Consider the following 17690-nt stretch of genomic DNA (forward strand, 5'->3'; position numbering starts at 1 on the left):
AATCAAAATCTAAAATAACCCTTTTAAAATATCCCTAACGGCGTCTTTTGCCTTTTCTTTTGAGCTTTTATCTTTGGCGTTGTTTGCGCCGCCGTCAGTAGTGCCGTCAGTGGTCGCACCACCTGAGCTATCTTTTTTACCGCCTAAAAGTCTATCCAAGCCCCGTCCGATTTCTTTGCCGATTTTTTGTTTTAGATACGCTGAATCAACGGCATATTTAGGATTTTCGGTTGTGCCGGTGATTTGCACACTTAAATCCGTCTTTTCGATATTTGCCGAAATCGGTATATTTATGGCTTTACTAGCCAAATTTAGCGTTCCTTTTTCGATGATAAGTTTGCTTTTTTGAGCCTGCATGTTAGCCTTAAAATCAACCAAATCTTTAACGATATTTCCATTTAAAGTGGCGTTGTTATAAACTTCACTTGCTAAATCCCTACCAAGCACCGAGCTAACGGTATTTACAAGCCCTTTTTTAGCTAGTCTGCCTTGATTTATCAAAGCGTCAAATTTGCCTTTTTTGCTTTTTGTGTTATAAACTAAATTTGCGTCCCCAACGCCATCGTAGAAATAGCCCAAATTTAGGAAATCTGTCAAGCTTTTTATATCAAATTTGCTGAGTTTAAATGTCGCATCGTCATTTACGATCGAGCCATTTAGTGTGCCTTTGGCGATTTGCGAATTTAGCGTTGCACTGAAATTTTTGCCAGATTTTTTGATTTCGCCGTTGCCTTTAAAACCGCCCTTTAAATCGCGTTCAACGATAAATTTAAGTTTTGCTAGGCTTGGAGCATTTAGGATATAATTTGCGTTTAACGCACCATTTTTTATGTTATACGAGCCGTCGAATTTCTCCATATTTGCCAAATCTGTGTTTATAATGGAGTTAAAATTTGCAACAGAATTTTTGATATTTGTTTTGCCGTTTAGCGAGAATTTGACATCGCTTGGAAAAGTCTTGCCTGTGGTTTTATCAAGGAATTTTTTATACGCCGTGCCGCTAACTACGCTAAATTCAGCATTTCCGTTTATATCTTTTCGCAAATCAAGTTTTGCAGTAGCGTTTAAATTTCCGTTTGCCATAGCTTCAAGCCCCAAAAACGAAGTGATAACTGCTAAATTTAGGCTTTTTGCGTTGATATTTAAATTTCCTAAATTTCCCTTTGCGACGAGATTTCCACCCAAAGCATCAAGGTTTAAATTTAAATTTTCTAACTCGCCTTTTTTTAGCACAGCATCAAGTTTGCCTTTGGCTGAGCCTTTTAAATCCTGCTTTGTAAGATTTTTTAGCTTTGAAAAATCAGCGATATTTATGTCGCCGTTTATTTTTCCGTCTTTTGAAGCAACTTCATAAATTCCATTAAAATCGCCCAAAAGTCCGCCATTAAAGGCTTTTATGGCAGTATTTGTAAGCTCGAATTTTTTCATATCAGTTTGCAAATTTCCGTTTGCGATCAAATTTCCGCTAGTTTCATAGTTTATAATCTTTGCGATTTTTGCTAAATCATCGATTTTAAGGGCAAAATCGGTTTTAAGCGTGTTATTTTTTATGTCATAAATGCTTTCGTTTGCACTTAAATTTGCTAAGTTTGAATTTATCACGCTTTTGGCGTTAGCTATCCAATTTGCGACGCGTATGTCTGAATTTAACGCAACTTTCGTGTTTGCAGGTATGCTTAAATTCATATCGGCAAAACCCTTTTCATTTAGCACTAAATTTGCACTTTTTATGTTTGCCGTTCCGCTTGGCTCGTTATTTTGCGATTTTATGTCTGAGATGATGTCCAAATTTCCTTTGGCGTAAATCGGCTGTTTTGCCACTGCCAAAATCTTTTCAACGCTTAAATTTTTAGCATCGATTTGCAAATCAGTCGGCTTCATTTCGAGCAAATTTGCTAAAAATTTAATGTCGCTGTCAAATGCTTTTCCGCTACCATTTACGGCGAATTTATCGATATTTCCGACTGCTTTTCCGTTTAAATTCATCTTTTCATTTAGTTCTACGCCAAAACTCTTTAAATTTGCAACTTCTAGGGCATAATCAAAATCAAAGCTTTTATCAAACAAAAAATATTTTCCCTTTGCTCTTGCTGCGATTTCGCTATTTAACTCAGCCGTAATGTCGAAATCATCGATATTTAAATCAAATTCTCTAAGCTTTATATCATATCCTGTTTTTTCTTTTAAGATTTTTTCGACATAAGGTTTTGTGATAGAATTTCCAAAATCCGTAAAAGCAATAGTGTAAGCACCGACTAAAAGTATCAAAATTATCCCTAAAATCGCACCTAAAATTTTCATTATAAATCCTTTTAAACATTTTTATCGTATAATTATACTCTTTTATATGTAAGAAATAGTAAATTTAAAAATTTACAAAGTTGAGCCGATAGGACTAAAATTTTATGATAAATTTTTGATTAGGTATTGACAAAAAAGCAAAATTTACATATAATTTCGTCACTCAATTTAAAAGAGTGCTAAAAAATCAAAAACAAAAATTCTTAATAAAAGGAAAAAAAATGAAATTTCAACCGCTTGGAAAACGCGTATTAGTTTCACGCGAAGAAGAGGTTAAAACAACGGCTTCTGGCATTATCATACCTGATAACGCTTCAAAAGAAAAACCATCAACAGGTAAAATCGTAGAAGTAGGCACGGAGTGCGACGGCGTAAAAAAAGGCGATGTGGTAGCATTTGCAAAATACGCAGGTAGCGAGATCACGCTAGATGATAAGAAATATCTTATCTTAAATTTCGAAGATGTTTTAGGCATAATAAAATAGTAAAGGAAAGAAAATGGCAAAAGAGATAAATTTTTCAGATGACGCTAGAAACAAGCTTTATAATGGCGTTAAAAAACTAAATGATGCAGTAAAAGTTACAATGGGACCAAGAGGCAGAAATGTGCTTATCCAAAAAAGTTTTGGCGCACCTGCTATCACAAAAGACGGCGTAAGCGTGGCAAAAGAGATCGAGCTTAAAGATACTATCGAAAATATGGGTGCAAGTTTGGTTAGAGAAGTTGCAAGCAAAACAAACGACGAAGCAGGTGATGGCACAACGACTGCGACCGTTTTAGCTCACGCTATTTTCAAAGAAGGCTTACGAAATGTAACAGCAGGGGCAAATCCTATCGAAGTAAAACGCGGTATGGATAAATTCGCTGCTGCTGTTATCGAAGAGCTAAAAAAAGCTTCTAAAAAAGTAAGTGGAAAAACTGAAATAGCACAAGTTGCGACAATTTCAGCAAATAACGATAGTGCAGTAGGCGATCTTATTTCAGAAGCTATGGAAAAAGTCGGCAAAGACGGCGTTATCACAGTAGAAGAAGCAAAATCAATCAACGATGAGCTAAATGTCGTCGAAGGTATGCAGTTTGACCGCGGTTACCTAAGCCCGTATTTCATCACAAACCCTGATAAAATGATAGTTGAGTTAAATTCAGCTCTTGTTTTACTATTTGATAAAAAAATCACAAATTTAAAAGATTTGCTTCCTGTTTTAGAGCAAGTTCAAAAAACAGGCAAACCGCTTTTAATCATCGCAGAAGACATCGAGGGCGAAGCTTTGGCAACTCTTGTTGTAAATAAGCTTCGTGGCGTGTTAAACATTTCAGCTGTAAAAGCTCCGGGCTTTGGTGATAGAAGAAAAGCAATGCTTGAAGATATTGCGATACTAACAGGCGGAGCGGTTATCAGTGAAGAGCTAGGCAGAACGCTAGAAAGTGCTAGTTTAGCCGATCTTGGTAAAGCTGAACGCATTGTCATCGACAAAGATAACACAACAATCGTAAATGGCGCAGGCGAGAAAAAAGCGATAAATGCTAGAATTTCGCAAATAAAAGCTCAAATCGCCGAGACTACAAGCGATTATGATAAAGAAAAATTGCAAGAAAGATTAGCTAAGCTAAGCGGCGGCGTTGCTGTCATAAAAGTAGGCGCAGCAACCGAAACAGAGATGAAAGAGAAAAAAGATCGCGTTGATGATGCGCTAAATGCGACAAAAGCTGCCGTTGATGAAGGTATCGTCATAGGTGGCGGAGCTGCACTAATAAAAGCAAGTCTAAGCGTAAAACTAGATCTAAAAGGTGATGAAAAAATCGGTGCCGATATAGTAAAAAGAGCGCTTTTTGCGCCACTTCGCCAAATCGCAGAAAATGCAGGATTTGACGCAGGTGTAGTCGCAAACGGCGTAGCCGAAAACAAAGACAAGAAATTTGGCTTTAACGCAGCAAACGGCGAATATGTCGATATGTTTAAAGCAGGTATCATCGACCCTGTAAAAGTCGAAAGAATCGCACTTCAAAACGCCGTAAGCGTAGCAAGTCTGCTACTAACGACAGAAGCAACCGTTAGCGAAATAAAAGAAGACAAACCTGCAATGCCAGCGATGCCGGATATGGGCGGAATGGGCGGCATGGGCGGAATGATGTAGTTTTTTATTTCGTCTTTTGGCAAATTTCGAGAGAGTTCGTAAAAGCTCTCTCGATGAACTTTTCTGTTCTATCTTCGTTCGCTTTTACTTCACAACTCTCGAAATTTACTCAAAATACTTCAAAATCACAAATTTAAAATCTTTCCATTGTCATTGCGAGAATTTTTGCGTTAGCAAAAATTCGTGGCAATCGCCAGTGATAAAATAATAAAAATGTAAATTTGCAAATTTATAGAATTTAAAATCAAATATTTTTTTAAATTTGCAAAAAAAACAGGAAATTTAATCATTGGCGATTGCTTCGATTTTCTTACGAAAATCTCGCAATGACAAATTGGGTAAATTCGTTTCCATTGTCATTGCGAGAATTTGCGTAGCAAATTTGAAGCAATCGCCAATAATTCAATTTAGAATTTGGTTTTTTGCAAAAATTTATACAATTCGGTTATTGTTTTTTTTGATTTTTGAAATTTGCAAATTTATAAATTTTAAACTAAAATTTGCACCAAATTTAGGCAAAAAAGGCAGAAAAAATGAACCAAATCGAGCGAATAGAAAAAATGAGCGAGTTTTTAAAAGAAGTAGAAAATGCACAAAAAGAATTTGAAATCGCACTAGAAAATTTTAAAAATTCGCAAAAAATGATGAAAAAACTTAGCAAATACTATTTTGACGGCGTATGGCGAAAGGACTACGAAGCTGACGAAAAAAGCAAAATTCCAAAGTCTATAAATAGTGGCGCACTCAGTGAAGACGGCATTTATAACGCCTTTTGCGAAAACAAATATCTTGCAAAACAAATGCAAAAAATCGCAAATAAAATTTTAAAAGAAAAGTAAATTTTAAATTTAAAGTAGATTAGTGCAAAAAATCAAAATTTAAACCGCATTTTGGTAAAATCCAAAAATGCAAATTTTTTAAAATTTTTAAGGTAAATTTAGTGATGAGATACAAGACAAAACAGATAAAAGTGGGCTCCCTTGCTATCGGCGGGGACGCGCCGATTTCGGTGCAGTCGATGACATTTTCAAAGACAAAAGATATAAATGGCACTCTTGCGCAAATAAATCGCCTTTATTTTGCGGGGGCTGATTTGGTGCGATGTGCTGTGCTAGATCATGACGACGCAAAAGCTTTGGCAGAGATAAAGAAAAACTCGCCCTTGCCGATAGTTGCGGATATTCATTTTAACTATCGCTTAGCGCTTGAAGTCGCCGAATTCGTCGATGCGATTCGCATAAATCCGGGCAATATCGGCGGAAGTGAGCGCATAAAAGAAGTGGTAAAAGCGTGTAAAGAGCGAAATTTGCCGATTCGCATAGGGGTAAATTCGGGCTCACTCGAAGAGCAGTTTGAAGCCAAATTTGGCAGAACCCCGCAAGGCATGATCCAAAGTGCGCTTTATAATTTTAAATTGCTCGAAGATTTTGATTTTACCGACATTGCGATTTCGCTAAAAAGCTCCGATGTGCCCCGCACCGTAGAAGCCTACCGCACACTTCGTCCGCTTTGCGAGTATCCGTTTCACTTAGGCGTTACCGAAGCTGGGACGACCTTCCACGCGACGATAAAAAGCGCAATCGCGCTCGGAACGCTTTTATTAGAAGGTATCGGCGATACGATGAGAGTAAGCATAACCGGCGAACTCGAAGAAGAAATCAAAGTCGCCAAAGCGATACTCCAAGATGCCGGAGTGCAAAAAAGCGGCATAAATATCATCTCATGTCCTACTTGTGGGCGTTTGCAAAGCGATTTAGTCCGTGCGATTAAAATCGTAGAAGAGCGCACAAAGCACATAAAAGCACCTTTAAACATCTCAGTCATGGGCTGCGTGGTAAATGCGCTTGGCGAAGCCAAAGGTGCAGATGTCGCTATCGCCTTTGGCAAGGGAAACGGGCTAGTGATTAGGCGTGGCGAAATAGTGGCAAAGCTAAAAGAGAGCGAACTCGTAGAGAGATTTTTGCAAGAAGTAGAAGATGAGGTGAAAAACTATGAAAAATGATAAAATAAATGTTGAAATTTCATCAAATTTATATGATATTGACCTTGAAAGGTCGATTTTAAGCTCGATTTTTTACAACGATGACGGATTTAGCGAGATTTTGGATATTATAAATTCGCAAGATTTTTATTTTAAAGGGCATAGCGACATTTTTTCTGCAATTATTGATTGCGTTAATAACGACGAGCCGATAGATCCTGCATTTGCGAAAAAACGCTTAGGGGATAGATACGACGAGAGCGTATTTACCGAGATTTTGGCAACTAGCTCGTTAATCGATGTCAAAAAATACGCAAAAGAGCTGAAAGAAAAATCTATCAAACGCTCACTTGTGAAAATCGCTCACAAAATTCCAAACGAAGTAAATGAGCCAAAACCTAGCAAAGATATGGTCGATGACATAAGTGCCGAAATTTACGCACTTGTCGATGACGAGCATAGCTCAGCCATAAAAGAAATGCCGCAAATTTTAACAGAAGTCGCAAATGAAATCAAAAAACAAAAAGAACTTGCCGATCAAGATTTAATCGGGCTTGACACGGGCTTTCGCTATCTAAACGAATACACAAAAGGCTTTAAAGACGGCGAACTCATCATCATAGCGGCTCGTCCCGGTATGGGAAAGACGGCGTTTGCGTTAAATGTCATTATGAAAACTTTGGCATTAAATAAAGGCGTAGCATTTTTCTCGCTCGAAATGTCGGCAGCTCAGCTGATGATGCGTATAATGAGTGCAAAAACTTCAATTCCACTTTCAAATATAATGACGGGCAAAATGGAAGATGACGAATTTAGCCGTTTTAACGACGCTCTTAACGATATGCTTGACAAACAGCTTTTTGTCTATGATAGCGGTTATGTAAATATCCACCAAATTCGCACCCAGCTTCGCAAACTAAAAGCCGCAAACGCTAATATTAGCCTTTGTGTGATCGATTATATCGGGCTTATGACGAGTTCTAGCACATATAACGAAAGGCATTTGCAAATCGCTGAAATTTCGCGTGGCTTGAAACTTTTAGCGCGTGAGCTAAATATGCCAATCGTTGCGTTGTCGCAGTTAAATCGTGGGCTAGAAAGTAGGGCAAATAAACGCCCAATGCTAAGCGATTTACGCGAAAGCGGGGCGATCGAGCAAGACGCCGATGTGATTTTATTTGTTTATCGAAACGATTTTTACGCCGAACAAGAAGAAAAAGAGCGAGAAGAACGCGCTAGAAACGAAGGACGCGAGTATGAACGCAAATTTATACCAAACGCAAACGAAGAAAAAGCCGAAATCATAGTCGGCAAAAACCGAAACGGCGCACTTGGCACGGTCGAAGTGGTTTTTCAAAAGCAATTTACAAGATTTGTCGATAATAGTTTTATGCCGACAAATATCGAACCACTCGAAGCTGTGGAGTTTCAGGGCTAAAATTCCCCATACCAGACGGATTAAATTAAAAAATTTTACGCTTCCGTCGCTCACACACGACAAAGTGTGCTACGCTAGGAAGCGTGAAATTTTTTAAATTACTACGCCCACTCTGTCTTGAATATTTATTTGCAAATTAAGCAAATTTATTGCAAAATTTAAAGAAAAAAAAGGAAAAAAATGGCGAATTTGCTTGTAAAAATCGTAATTTTTGCTTCGCTTTTTGTCTTTGCGATTTTTTGTGCCGAATTTGGCGACATAAGCGTTTTTGCCTTTTTTGTATTTTGGACTTTTATTATTGCAAAAGAGATTTTTGATTATATTTATGCTCGTAAAATCGCCTTGCACAGGGGTTTTTATAAAAACGAAAGCAAAATTCGCAAACTTCTTTCAGGCAAAATTTTAAGTACGATTTTTGCATTTTTTAGTGCCGTTATTTTAGCTTTTTCATTGATTTTGAATTTGCTTAGCATTTTGCCTTTTGAGTTTGCTTTTGTTTTTACGATACTGCCTGTTTTGTTTGTTTTGGTGCGATTTTTTATCTTAAAAATTTTCAAAAACGAAGTTAAAAATTTGCATTTTGCTACCAAAAAATGGGTAATTTTGATTACAGCTTTTTTAGGCATTTTGATATTTTTTATTTTGAATTTGGTTTTTGATTTTAATGCAAATTTTACAGGCGAAATTTCAAAACAAACTTCGCTGTGGTCGTATTTAGCTTCACTAAGCGTTAATGCAGGTTTTGCTTCACGGATTTTAAATGAAATTTTTGTTTATTCGTTTTACATAAACGAAGCGCAAAATTATCTGCAAAATGCCTATTTTAGCGATGAAAAGGCATTTATTTTGCTTTTTATCAGTTTAAATAAATTTCTGTTTTTTGTCGCTATTTTGCATTTTATCTCTTATTTTTTTGGAACAAGACAAAGCGAAAAACTGCCTAAATTTGGACTTTTTATCGGCACGATTTTAACTTTGGCTTATTTTACTTTGATATTAAATTTAGCCCCAAAAACGCAAAAGAATTTGCAAAATTTTAATTCACAAGAAACGATAAGTGCAAAAACTTTTGAATTCATACTTAAAAATGGCGTAAAATTCGAGCTTGAAAGCAAAAAAGTTAGCGAATTTATAAATGAATTTAACGCTACAAAAACTAGCGCCAAAAATATCACGATAAATGCGCTAAATGCTTACATAGACAGCGTTTTTGAAAACGGCGCAAGGCTTGTTGCGAAAAAAACGGCAGATTTTAACTATTCGGCAATGAGTGATTATTTGGTGCTATTTCACGGAGTGGTCGATAAAAATTCAAGCAAATTTTTAAATGATAAATTTACGCAGTTTTTAAATGAAAGTTTTCCGTCTAATTTCAACGAAAATATCGAAAAACTCGTTATTTCAGGCATTAGCGAATATGAGAAAAATCTAAATTCGCTCTTAGTTAAAACTAGCGGAAATTTAAGTTTTGATCTAAATATTACAAATGAATTTTTGCTACAAAATAAGCTTACTAGGGTGCAAGGAAGTGCTATGGGGGCAGGTTTTGTGGGAAGCGCGATAACACTAAAAATAATCGCAAAATCCCTAGCTAAAACAAATGCTAAACTAGCAGCCAGTGCGACCACTGGCAGTAGTGGCGTAGTGTGCGGTGCAGGGGCGATCGTGTGCGTGCCAATGCTAGCTGTGGCGACTTGGTTTGGGTTTGATTACATTTTTGCAAAGGGCGATGAAGCGTTAAATCGTGCCGATTTCGAACGCCAAATTTACAATCAAATTCTACAAAGCAAAGACGAATTTAAAAATTCACTAAATAACGACATAAACGCTTCTTTTGAGCAAATTTCAGACGAAATTTTTCAAAGTATAAAAGCAAAGTGAGAATTGTTTTTTGTATTATTTTTCTAGTAAATTATATAAAAAATTATAGTTTTTATAATAATAAAAATTTTTTAAGATAGTGGTGTCTAAATTTTTTGCAAATACCAAAATTTTACTATCTGTTAGTGTTTTTAGTATTTCGTCATATTTGCATTTGGAGAATAATAAAATTTATCCTTTCTGTTCAGATTTCAAAAATCAAGTATCTAATTTTTCTAATGTTATTTTGTAAAATCTAATGGAGAATCTTTTGCAAATTCGTGGAAACCATATTAATAAAATCAAAATCTTGTAATAATTATAGGGATACTTTTTATTTGTGTAGAATTTAAAAAGCCCCCTTTAAAAGGGGGCAAAACTATTGTATTAACTGCGATTATGGATTTGCTGGAGCTGGGGTTGGATTGCTAGGAGTGTTAGTGCCAGCTGCCGGAGTATAAACAACACCTTGACCACCAAATTTCAATGCATTGCCAGTACCAATTTGCGCTTTAACTTGTTCTAAACCAGGCATTTTCCATACTTTATCACAAAGACCAGCAGTCGCAGGAGTTACTGTGATATTTCCTTCTGTGTCATCACCAGCTCCCCAAGTCAAACAAGTTGAGCCTTTTGCCATAATAGGATTTGGAACATTAGTCATTTCCGCAATTGTTCCAAATTTACCTTGTGATGTATAGTAGCTACCAACATCACTGATAGCAGTTTGAATATTTGTAGCTGCTTTTGAAATCTCAGCATCATCACGAGTTGCAGCAAGTCTTGGGATAGCAACAGCTGCCAAGATACCTAAAATAACAATAACGAAGATCAATTCGATCATAGTGAAACCTTTTTTCATGGCTTACTCCTTAAAATAAATTTCACCTTACATACCTGTATGTAAAATGTTACTCGAATTATACCCAAAATTTTTAAAAAATGCAAATTTATTTGTGGAATTTTTTAAAAAATTTGCATTTTTATAATAAAAGCCCATTTTTTCACTATTTTAGCATAGAGCTTTGATTGTAAATTTTAGATTTTGTGATGTAAATTCTCGCAACGATAATTAAGAAATGATATAGTGATCAAAAATGCCCACTATATCATAAAGAATAAAATAAATTTTACGCAGTTTGCGTTGTAGTTTTTTTGCGTAAAACCCACTGTTTGGCAAAAACAAGGGCTAATATAGCCAAGCCTACGCCAAAACTCATAGTTTCGTTTGCGACAAAAGAGAAGTATTTAGCACAGATATTTGGCACGACCATAAACGGCGTAACAGCTAGTAATAAAATGCGCTCAACCGCGTTGCATTTGGTTACAAACCAACCTTGCAAAGCCGATGAAAAGGCAAACATACCCAAAAGTGCAGTCGTAAAAATCACGCAAATTTGAAGCGGATCGTTTATCCAAACTATGCTTTTTGCGTCCATCGCATCGCCAACGCTTTCTATAAGTAAAAGTTTGTTATTAAAGAAAAACGCAAACGGCAAAAGTGCTGTTCTAAGGTCATAGATAAAGCCTTGAACGCCCACAGTTACGGGATTTGCTTTTGCGATTCCTGCTGCTGCGTAAGCTGCGATTCCCACAGGCGGGGTGTCATCAGCTAAAATTCCAAAATAAAAAACAAACATATGCACGGCGATTGCAGGAACTAAAAAGCCGTTTTTGGCTGCTAGTAGCAAAATCACGGGTGCGATTAGGCTAGAAACCACGATATAATTCGCCGTTGTCGGTAAGCCCATACCCAAAATAAGGCTCATTACAGCCGTTAAAAGCAAAATCAAAATTATGCTATTTCCTGCGATTGCTTCGACGATTTCAGATAGCACTTGCCCAAGTCCCGTTAGCGAAATCGAACCGATAATAACACCCGCTAACGCCGTTGCTATGGCAACCGTTACCATATTTTTGGCTGCATCGACCATCGCCCAGAAAATATCGCTAAATCCGCGCGTGAAATCTGATTTTTCGATTTTTTCTTTCATTATAAATTTGCGAATCGGCTCTTGGATAACAATCATCACAAACAAAACGCAAATCGAGTTAAAAGCCGCTGAAATGGCTGATTCTTTGGCGATTAAAAGCGTATATAAAAGCACTAAAACAGGGATTAAATAGTGAATTCCACTAAGTATAATTTTGAGTTTTTCTATAAATTTAAGCTTATCGTCATTGCCCGTAAGCCCAAGTTTGCAACTTTCCAAATGCACGATATAAACCAAACTTGCATAACAGACAAACGCAGGAATCACCGCTGCTATCATAACATTTGTATAGCTCATACCCAAAAATTCGGCGATGATAAAGGCCGCTGCCCCCATGATAGGCGGCATTAGCTGACCATTTACACCTGCTGCGACGGTAATCGCGCCTGATTTTACAGCCGTAAGCCCTGATCTTCTCATAAGCGGAATCGTAAAAGTGCCGACAGTTGCGACATTTGCGGTTGAACTTCCACTTATCATACCAGTTAATCCACTTGCTATCACACTTGCTTTTGCAGGACCACCTTTAAATTTACCAAGCAAAGCAAAGGCTACATTTATGAAATACTGCCCGGCACCTGCTTTTTCTAGCAATGCTCCAAAAAGCACAAACAGATAAATAAAACTCGTGCTAACTCCGACAGGAACGCCAAAAACGCCCTCGGTTGTCAAAAACATATGCCCTGCAAGGCGTTCTATACTAGCGCCTTGATGAGAAATAAGATCTGGCATATACTGCCCAAAATAGCAATATAACAAGAAAATTCCCGCTATTATCGGAAGTGCAGGTCCTACCATGCGCCGTCCTGCTTCAAAAAGCACGATTAGAGCAGTAAAAGCTACGATAATGTCAAATTGCGTATAATCTCCTGGTCTTTGCGAAAGCGAATAAAACGCAAGCGCAGGGTAAAGCACTGCCAAAACGCCAACTATAAATAAAATCCAATCGTAAATCGGAACATAAGTCGAAAGTTTTTTGGAACTAAACGGAAAATACAAAAATATAATCGCAACAGCAAATGCCACATGTATAGAACGAGCAATCGTCGTATTTGTCGGCGAAAATGCTAAATACAGCTGGAATACCGACCAAGAAAAGCATATTGCCGTAACTAAATATGCAAGTTTCGTGGAAGTAAATTCACGATTTTTTACTTCCACAAATTTTTCGTCCTTAGTTTCAGCCATTATTTAAGAATTCCTGCTTCTTTAAAGACAGCTTCTGCTGCCGGGTGAAGTGGAGCTGAAAGTCCTTCAACAAGCGATTCTTTTGTAACCAAGCCAAGTGCTGGGTGAAGTTTTTTATACTCATCAAAGTTATCCAAAATCGCTTTAACTACGGCTTTAACGCTTTCGTCGCTTTGATTTTTGCTAGCAACCAAAACAGCTTTTACGCCGACAGTTTGCGTATCGTGATCAACACCTTCATACATATTTGCAGGAATCACACCTTTTGCAAAATATGGATATTTTTCCAAAAGTGCGTTCATTTGCTCATCTTCGATACCTACTAAATCAATCGGAAGTGAAGTTGCGGCATCTGTTACATTTGCTGTTGGGTGTCCAACCATAAAGTAATATCCGTCTATTTTTTTATCTTTTAGTGCCATTGGGCATTCATTTACGGTTAAAACGCCACGATGACCTAGTTTATTTACATCAAATTTGTATTGATCATAAACGATTAGAGCTGTTACTTCGTTGCCACTGCCCGGGTTTCCGACATTGATTTTTTTGCCTTCTAAGTCATTGTATGATTTAATGCCACTCTCTTTTGAAACGACAAAAGCTAGAAGCTCAGGGTAAATCGAAACAACAGAGCGTAAGTCTTGGTTGCCGTCGTTTTCAAATTTGCCTTTTCCGTTAAATTTGTCATAAACAACATCGCTTTGAACAAAGCCGAAATTTAGCTCTTTTTTCAAAACATTATTTACATTATAAACAGAACCGCCTGTTGATTGCACCGAACATTTCATATCTTTATTCATATTTACCAAACGACAAATCGCACCGCCAACCGGATAGTAAGTTCCCGTCATAGAACCAGTGCCAATAGTAACGAATTCTTTTGCGCCCAAAAATGAACCTGCTAATACCAAACTAGCAGCAACTGCTGAAATTTTTTTCATCAGTATTCTCCTTAAAAAAATTTATAGAAAAGTATCGCATTCTATTCATAAAATTGAGATAAAATTATTAAATTTTAAGCCAAATTTAATAATCTAGTGTGAAAATTTGTAACATTGTCAAATTTAGCGAATTTATATGTTACAAATGTAAATTTATCTTTTGCACTCACATGTTTTATCGCAAATTTTCGCAGACGAACAAAAAGAAGCACTACTGCACCCAGAGCAACCATCACCACAACAACCGCCGTTTTTGCGTTTTTTAATGATACTTCGAAGAGCAAACAAAACAGCAAGTAGTAAAATAGCTAAAATAATCAAATTTATATTCATATTAAAATCCAAAAATCGTAGCGATAATTTTAATAATAAACGCCACAATCCAAGCAATCACACATTGCCAAAGTGCAACAAAAATCGCCCATTTTGTGCCAAGCTCTCTTCTAATAGAAGCAATCGCAGCCACGCAAGGGGTGTAGAGCAAACTAAAAACAAGCAAACAAATCGCAGATAGCGGTGTTAAAAGCGAATTTAAATTTCCACCCATCAAAACTTCGATTGTAGAAACAACACTTTCTTTTGCCATAAATCCGCTAATAAGCGACGCCCCGATTCGCCAATCGCCAAGTCCAAGCGGAGAAAGCGGAGCTTCTAAAAATCCTGCGATTCCTGCTAAGATACTTTTTGATGAATCTTCCACTAAGTCTAAACGCAAATCGAAACTTTGTAAAAACCAAACTATAATCGTAGCGATAAAAATAACCGTAAAGGCTCGTTGGATAAAGTCTTTTGCCTTTTCCCAAAGAAGTTGGATTATATTGCGAAGGCTAGGAAAACGATAATTTGGAAGCTCCATTACAAACGGCACAGGTTCGCCCTTAAACAGCGTTTTGCGATATAAAAATGCAATTAAAATCGCCGTTAAAATTCCAAGCAAATATAATCCAAGCATAACCGCTCCGCCGTTTTTAGGGAAAAACGCTGCCACAAAAAAGGCATAGATCGGCAGTTTTGCCGAACAGCTCATCATCGGCGTTAGCAAGATCGTCATCTTTCTATCTCTATCGCTTGGAAGTGTGCGTGTCGCCATAATAGCAGGAACAGAACAGCCAAAACCGATGAGCATAGGCACGATACTGCGACCCGATAAGCCAATGCCACGCAAAAGTTTATCCATAAAAAAAGCAACCCTAGCGATATAACCTGTATCTTCTAAAATCGCTAAAAAGAAAAATAGGGTTACGATAATCGGCAAAAAGCTTAAAACGCTTCCTACGCCTGCAAAAATTCCGTCAATAATAAGCCCGTGCAAAACTTCGTTTGTGCCTAATGCGCTTAAATTTTCATCGCAAAATTCTGTAAATTTATCTATTAAATTCGCCAAAATATCTTGCAAACCTGCTCCGACAAGGTTAAAAGTAGCATAAAAAATAAGCCCCATAACGGCAAAAAATATCGGAATAGCCAAATATTTATTTGTAAGCACGCTATCGATTTTTTGCGAACGAAGTCGCTCTTTGCTTTTGCTAGGTTTATTTACTGTTTTAGCACAGACCTTGTGAATAAATGAAAATCGCATATCGGCAATGGCCGAATTTATATCTAGTCCGCGTTCTTTTTCGGTTTGCAAAATGATATGTTCGATTGTTTCATGTTCGTTTTTGTCTAAATTTAGCCTTTGGGCGATTGTTTGGTCTCTTTCTAAAAGTTTATCGGCGGCAAATCTTGCCGGAATTTCAGCTTTTACGGCGTGATCGTGGATTAGATGAATAACTGCGTGCAAGGCTCTATGCACGGCTCCGCCGTTGTCGTCTTTGTCGCAAAGATCTCCGATTTGCGGTTTTTCTTGATAATGAGCGATATGCACAGCATGGCGAATTAGCTCATCTACGCCTTGATTTTTAACAGCAGAAATAGCGATTACAGGCACTCCAAGCAGGTGTTCCATAGTATTTATATCTATGCTTCCGCCATTACCGGCTACTTCATCTATCATATTTAGCGCTACAATCATCGGAATATTTAGTTCTAAAAGTTGCATACTAAGGTATAAATTTCGCTCGATATTACTTGCATCGATGATATTTATAATACAGTGCGGTTTATGATTTAGCAAGAAATTTACTGCGATTTTTTCATCGTCTGAATACGGCGTCATCGAGTAAATGCCCGGTAAATCCGTTACAATCGTGTTTGGATAATTTTTTATCTTACCGCTTTTGCCTTCGACTGTTACGCCGGGAAAATTTCCGATATGTTGTTTTATCCCTGTCAATTGATTAAAAAGCGTTGATTTTCCGCTATTTTGGTTACCGATTAAGGCAAAAGATAAAAGCTCACAGGCGTTGATCTTTTCGCCACCTTCATCGATGTGATAAATTCCTTCTTCGCCAAGCCCTGGGTGGGCTATTTCTTGTTTTAGCGTAGTTTCATCGCTAAATTTTATTTCATTATCAGCTAAATCTTTATCGCTAAGTTTTTGCACTACGATTTGTTCTGCTTCGTTAAGTCTCAAACTAAGCGTGTAACCACGCAAATTTAGCTCAATCGGATCGCCCATAGGCGCAAATTTAATCACGCTTATAGTGGTTTGCGGGATAAGCCCCATATCTAAAAATCTCTGCCTAAGCTTTCCGTTGCCTTTTATTTCGGTTATCTTGGCGTTTTCGCCGACTTTTAATTTATCAAGTGTAATATTATCGTTTTTCAAAATTTGCCTTGCAAAAAAATTTTTTGATTATAGCAATCATTTTATAAAAAAGTAATAAATTTTGTAGAAATCGGATAAGATTTAGATGATTTTATAAAATCATCTAAATTCCGAAATTAATCGATAAATCTTTTTGTCAAATTTCCATACGCTTCGATACGACGATCGCGTAAAAACGGCCACCACCGACGGACATTTTCGCACCTTTGCATATCGATTGTAACGACTTGCGATAGCTCGTCCGTGTCGTTTGCACGAAAAATTTGCTCCCCTTGACTTCCGAAAACAAAGCTATTTCCCCAAAAGCGAATTCCGTTTTCTTTTGGATTTTTAGTTTTTTTGCATTTTTCAAATTCGCTTATATTTTGTGGCTCAAAACCTATGCGATTAACGGCGATTACGGGAATTCCGTTTGCCACGCTATGACCTCTTTGCACGGCAACCCACGCTTCAAGTTGGCGTGATTTTTCATCTTTTTCGTCTCCGTCAAACCAGCCGATAGCAGTAGGATAAATGAGAATTTCAGCACCCTTTAATACCATCAAACGCGCAGCTTCCGGATACCACTGATCCCAACACACCAAAACGCCAAGTCGCCCCACGCTCGTATCGATAGGCTCAAAACCAAGATCACCCGGCGTGAAATAAAACTTTTCGTAAAATTGCGGATCATCAGGTATGTGCATTTTTCGGTAGATTCCTGCGATTTTGCCGTCTTTTTCAAAAACCACGGCAGTATTATGATAAAGCCCTGCGGTGCGTTTTTCAAAAAGCGAAGTTACCAAAACAATGCCGAATTTTTTCGCCACTTTTCCCCAAAAAACCTTATCATCTTCCCACGAATTTGCCAAATCAAAACACTCAACGCTTTCGTTTTGACAAAAATAGTAATTTTGATGAAGTTCTTGCAAAATCACAAGCTGGGCGCCATTTTTTGCAACCTTTTCTATTAAATCTAGCGTTTTTTGGATAGTTTTTTCTTTATTTCCCATAAATTTATGTGCTACAAGCCCGACTTGCAAATTTTTCATAACTTTTCCTTAAAATTTTAAATTTCAAAATTATAGCAAAATATTTTTTATTAGACTTTATTAAGTAAAGTATTTAGATTTTTATTTTTAAAACACGACTAAGTTGTCAG

Annotated in this window: 13 protein-coding genes and 1 pseudogene; 6 read left to right on the forward strand and 8 right to left on the reverse strand. The window is 37.2% G+C overall.

Going from position 1 to position 17690, the window contains the following annotated elements; genetic code table 11:
- Positions 1-9: 9 nt before the first annotated feature.
- Entirely contained in the window at positions 10-2301 is a 2292-nt protein-coding gene (locus PF028_RS01175) for a hypothetical protein (RefSeq protein WP_270860841.1), read from the reverse strand.
- Between the two features lie 221 nt (positions 2302-2522).
- On the opposite strand from PF028_RS01175, the gene groES reads away from it, so the two are divergent.
- The 6 genes from groES to PF028_RS01205 all read left to right on the forward strand — a co-directional run bounded on the left by groES (position 2523) and on the right by PF028_RS01205 (position 9737).
- A complete protein-coding gene (groES, locus tag PF028_RS01180) occupies positions 2523-2786 on the forward strand; it encodes a co-chaperone GroES (RefSeq protein WP_270860842.1) in 264 nt (87 codons plus the stop codon).
- Between the two features lie 13 nt (positions 2787-2799).
- Positions 2800-4437 (forward strand): chaperonin GroEL, encoded by a 1638-nt coding sequence (gene groL, locus PF028_RS01185; protein WP_270860843.1) that lies wholly within the window; start codon positions 2800-2802, stop codon positions 4435-4437.
- 533 nt (positions 4438-4970) lie between these two features.
- The gene (locus PF028_RS01190; RefSeq protein ID WP_270860844.1) at positions 4971-5276 is read left to right on the forward strand and encodes a DUF4298 domain-containing protein; all 306 of its coding nucleotides are present in this window, start codon (positions 4971-4973) and stop codon (positions 5274-5276) included.
- 104 nt (positions 5277-5380) lie between these two features.
- Positions 5381-6439, forward strand: a complete 1059-nt coding sequence (gene ispG / locus PF028_RS01195; protein WP_270860845.1) for a flavodoxin-dependent (E)-4-hydroxy-3-methylbut-2-enyl-diphosphate synthase — start codon at positions 5381-5383, stop codon at positions 6437-6439.
- A gap of 16 nt (positions 6440-6455) precedes the next feature.
- Positions 6456-7856, forward strand: a complete 1401-nt coding sequence (locus tag PF028_RS01200) for a replicative DNA helicase (RefSeq protein WP_443101190.1) — start codon at positions 6456-6458, stop codon at positions 7854-7856.
- A gap of 180 nt (positions 7857-8036) precedes the next feature.
- On the forward strand, positions 8037-9737 hold the full coding sequence (locus PF028_RS01205) for a hypothetical protein (protein ID WP_270860847.1): 1701 nt from the start codon (positions 8037-8039) through the stop codon (positions 9735-9737).
- Positions 9738-10113: 376 nt separating this feature from the next.
- Here PF028_RS01205 and PF028_RS01210 read toward each other — a convergent pair whose 3' ends face one another.
- The 7 genes and pseudogenes from PF028_RS01210 to PF028_RS01235 form a co-directional block, all read right to left on the reverse strand.
- Positions 10114-10578, reverse strand: a complete 465-nt coding sequence (locus PF028_RS01210; protein WP_270860848.1) for a type II secretion system protein — start codon at positions 10576-10578, stop codon at positions 10114-10116.
- A gap of 268 nt (positions 10579-10846) precedes the next feature.
- Positions 10847-12898: a TRAP transporter permease gene (locus PF028_RS01215; protein WP_270860849.1), complete on the reverse strand. Its 2052-nt coding sequence runs from the start codon at positions 12896-12898 to the stop codon at positions 10847-10849.
- On the reverse strand, positions 12898-13839 hold the full coding sequence (locus PF028_RS01220; RefSeq protein ID WP_270860850.1) for a TAXI family TRAP transporter solute-binding subunit: 942 nt from the start codon (positions 13837-13839) through the stop codon (positions 12898-12900). The genes PF028_RS01215 and PF028_RS01220 overlap by 1 nt, the downstream gene beginning before the upstream one ends.
- 74 nt (positions 13840-13913) lie before the next feature.
- Positions 13914-14078, reverse strand: a complete 165-nt coding sequence (locus PF028_RS01225) for a hypothetical protein (protein WP_270870152.1) — start codon at positions 14076-14078, stop codon at positions 13914-13916.
- A gap of 19 nt (positions 14079-14097) precedes the next feature.
- Positions 14098-14172, reverse strand: a pseudogene (locus tag PF028_RS07750) (hypothetical protein); the annotation flags it as partial.
- 1 nt (position 14173) lies between these two features.
- Positions 14174-16549: a ferrous iron transport protein B gene (gene feoB / locus PF028_RS01230; RefSeq protein WP_270860852.1), complete on the reverse strand. Its 2376-nt coding sequence runs from the start codon at positions 16547-16549 to the stop codon at positions 14174-14176.
- 116 nt (positions 16550-16665) lie between these two features.
- Positions 16666-17571: a carbon-nitrogen hydrolase gene (locus PF028_RS01235; RefSeq protein WP_270860952.1), complete on the reverse strand. Its 906-nt coding sequence runs from the start codon at positions 17569-17571 to the stop codon at positions 16666-16668.
- Positions 17572-17690: the final 119 nt, after the last annotated feature.

Source organism: Campylobacter sp. CN_NE2, assembly GCF_027797465.1.
GTDB lineage: Bacteria > Campylobacterota > Campylobacteria > Campylobacterales > Campylobacteraceae > Campylobacter_B.